This window comes from Armatimonas sp. (assembly GCF_043760365.1).
GTDB lineage: Bacteria > Armatimonadota > Armatimonadia > Armatimonadales > Armatimonadaceae > Armatimonas.
The window spans coordinates 1-3,459 of sequence record NZ_JAYUPA010000765.1 but is presented as its reverse complement, the minus strand read 5'-3'; the positions used below and the strand labels follow the sequence as shown (position 1 = coordinate 3,459).

Sequence of the window (3,459 nt, the reverse complement as noted above, 5' to 3'; positions counted from 1 at the left end):
CGCTGCCAGAAAACCCCGTCAGTGTGTTGTATTTCGGATGACGCGGATTGGCGACTAGACTGCGGGCAACTTCGAGTGCTTTTTGCGGCTGGCCCGTGAACTCAAGGCTCTCGGCGAGCCACTGGTTGTTGTGAGCGTAGTTAAAGATCTGGTCGGGGATGATCTGGACACGACCCATGTGCGCATGATCCACCCGCGCCGATGCTTCTTGCGAAACAGCGGCATCGCCGTAGCGCTTGAGCTGGGTGTAGATATGGCCTTCCATGTGCCACATGTGAGCACTTGCCTGCTCCGCGAGCCCGGACTTATGCGCAGAGTCTAGGGCATTCTCGTTATTTGGCTTGTCCCAGAGATGGATTCTATAGTGGTGGATCGGGTGCATCGGATTGACGACCAGCACCTCCTGGGCCAGTCGCTCCACTTCGTCCTGGCGTGGCTTATCGAACGCACGCTCTTGCAGCTCATGGGCAAGCTGCGCTGTGGCCTCAATATCTAAAGGATAATCGGCGACCAGCTTGCGAAGCGTCGCAATATAATCGTCGTTTTTATTGTTTCCAAAGAAATTGATGGCCTCTATATAGCCCTGCTCACGCGGGTTAGCCTTGTCACGCTTCTCTTTGGCTTTCTCGGCGAAGCCCTTGGCGCGCGTTCGGTTGTTCACATTGGCGCGAGCCATACCCCAGTAGGCCATGGCGAACTCGGAATCGAGATCGGCAGCTTGGCGAAACGAGCGCTCGGCCTCGAAGTACCAGTAAGCATGAATCTGGGCGACTCCCTGCTCGAAGAACTTCTGTGCCTGCTTGTTTTTCGTGCTGGTGGGGAACTCAATCTTTGGGATTCCCTTCATCAGCACAGCCTTCTGGCGCGGTCCCTCATTGAACATCTCACCTTGCATGGAGTGCCCAAACGCGGGTTTAACCGGCTCCTGCGCACGGGCAAACGTCGTCACGCCGCTAACACCAATGAGAGCAAAACAGGACAGTACGCATCGTTTCATACGGATTCAAGTTCCTTTGCTAAATTGTACCCTGTCTGCATCCGTTGTGCAGGGGTAAATCTAGACTCCGGTGCTGAATTGCGCACGGTGGATTTCATCTGCGGCACGCAACCCCGACTCGATTGCCCCCTGAATCCAAGCATGGGTGAGCGACGTGTGTTCACCTGCGAAGTGGATCCGCCCCTCGGGCGCGGCGATGTCGTTGTGCAAAAGGCTCTGCTGACCTGGTGTAAAAAGCGCGAACGCCCCGCCCGCATAGGGGTCGTGGTGCCAAACTTTCGACGTGCCCACCTCAAACTCCGTGGTAATCTGCGGGTGGATCTCGGCCACATCATCAAGCGCCTGCCGGATACGTTCTTCGGGTGAAAGCGAACCCCAACGCTGGGCGTCTTCGGACCAGGTGTAGCTCGCTAATAATACACCGCGTCCCGTTTCACGCCCGTGATCTGGATAGTAGAGGTTGCGAATGGGCAGGTCGGTGATGGTTCCACCGCCGACAATCTCCTCGTCCTCCCAGAACCGACGGCGACACTGAAGCAGGATCTTCGCGGAGGCATCGTAGTAGAGTTGTCTAATTGCGCGTTGTTTTCCCCGTGAGAATGGCTTAGGAGTTTCGATGTGCCGGAGCACTGGAAACGGTAATGTCATCAGAACATAGTCCGCCACGACGGCGGCGTTCCCGGCGGTAGTACGGTAGGCTACCGTGACGGAATTTTCCTTTTGATCAAGCGCGGTCACGTGCGCACCGTAGCGAATCTGATTTGAAAGTTCGGGAAGAAACGCACGTGGCAACAAATCCATGCCGCCCTCAATCTCGAGCATATCGGTGTAGTAGCCGCCCAGCTCTTCGCGCAAAAGCTCGAGAAACGACGCGTTCATCAACGCTTCCTGATTGGAAAGCAGGCCAAAAATCTCGATCGCGCCCTCGGACCAGCGATTTCTTTCGAGAAATTCACGTGTGGAATAGCTGTCGTACTCGGCGACGATCTCGTCCCAGATACCACCGTTTTCGCGTAACTGGGTTGCGATCGGGGCAAGCGCCGTCTCCCACCAGTGCGCGAACTTCCTGCCACGCTCATGCTCGGCCAGAGTGTCGCAGAGCAGATCCGGGTTACACTCGACATCAGCAATGCGGCGCTTTTGTCCGTGGAGATAGTAATATGCCTGCGGATTGCTCGCCGTGAATGGAGAAACACGCAGCCCAAAGCGGTGGAGGTAGGAAAGCGTCAAGACGTGCGACTTAGGAATCCGCATCGCGCCCGCCTCGGCATATTGGCCCTCCGTGAACGGATCTCGCAGTGTCTGAACCCGCCCACCCACCCGTGATTGGGCCTCCAGAATCAATACCTCGTGCCCGGCGCGCACCAGCGTCTGGGCCGCGACGAGCCCCGCCATGCCCGCTCCAACCACAATAATTTTCTTTGGGCGAGTGGTACGCGGCTGCAATCCATTTTCGGCGATCTGGAGCAAATCGAAAACAGAGGGCGTTGTGTTTCCAGCTTCCGTTAGCATAACCCTCACTTCTCTTACCTACGGCTGTTTTCCTGCCTGGGTAGCGGTCGTACAGCGGTTAATATCTTGTTTCCTGTGAGTTTTCGCGATCAACTAGTAAATTCCTTCCGCGATCCCCAGTAGCTCACGCGTTTCCTGGTCAGGCGACTCAAAAAGCGGGCGCATCAGGCCGTCTTTGGGGCGATCGCCGAACTCAGGGAGCTGTATCCAAGTAGGAGTGTAGGGCAGGATCAGCAGGCGGCGAATTGTCCCACTTGGCGTGGTGGGCAGCCCCCGGTGCCAGAGATTACCGTGAATCATCACCACACTGCCTGCAGGGATACTTAGTGCCACTTGGCCGTCGATATCGTCATGAGGGCCGCCCGGAAACTCACGGTCTTCCCAGCGGTGCGAGCCCGGAACAACGCAGACCTGCCCACTTGCCGCATCCAGATCGTCGAGGTAGATCAGCGCATCAATAACATGGGGCAGGGAGAAAAATGCAGGGCGCGGCGAGGGAACCACGCGCTGGTGGATGTGCCAGGGAGTGGCTTGGCCCTGTGCATCGGGCCACGCGATCCGGCCTGTCATCGGGAGCACTTGCACTTGTGGCCCTAGCGTCGCCCGCGCAATCGAGAGGCAGGGCTCCAGCCGAAACAGCTCCAGAAATGCCTCGTGCTTCTCCATCAAGTGCCTCAGAAAGACGCCGCCCCACTCGCGACCTGAGCGGGCCACATGCCCTTCCTGCTCGGCAACTTCCAAGATCGCGCTCCGAAGTCTTTCCAGCGCCTCGCCTTGAAAGAGCCGCTCCAGCACCAAGTAACCATCATCAATGAGCGTCTGAACTTGCTCGGGTGTCGCCTGAACGGTGACCGGGCGCTCTGGCGTGTGGTTGTGGTGGACATGGTAGTTAATCTCGTAGCTCATCGAATGTTGAGTACCTCGTCGCGATACGGCAGGCCGGGTTGTGC

Annotated in this window: 2 protein-coding genes and 1 pseudogene; all 3 read right to left on the bottom strand. The window is 57.4% G+C overall.

The features are described from left to right. Positions 1-997: pseudogene (locus tag ACH2EH_RS18340) on the bottom strand (peroxiredoxin); the annotation flags it as partial. A 60-nt stretch (positions 998-1,057) separates the two neighbouring features. Then, positions 1,058-2,509 carry a flavin monoamine oxidase family protein gene (locus ACH2EH_RS18335; protein WP_395143879.1) on the bottom strand — a complete coding sequence of 484 codons (1,452 nt, stop codon included), beginning with the start codon at positions 2,507-2,509 and terminating at the stop codon, positions 1,058-1,060. Positions 2,510-2,602: 93 nt separating this feature from the next. After that, positions 2,603-3,415 carry a phytanoyl-CoA dioxygenase family protein gene (locus ACH2EH_RS18330; RefSeq protein ID WP_395143877.1) on the bottom strand — a complete coding sequence of 271 codons (813 nt, stop codon included), beginning with the start codon at positions 3,413-3,415 and terminating at the stop codon, positions 2,603-2,605. Between the last annotated feature and the right edge of the window lie 44 nt (positions 3,416-3,459).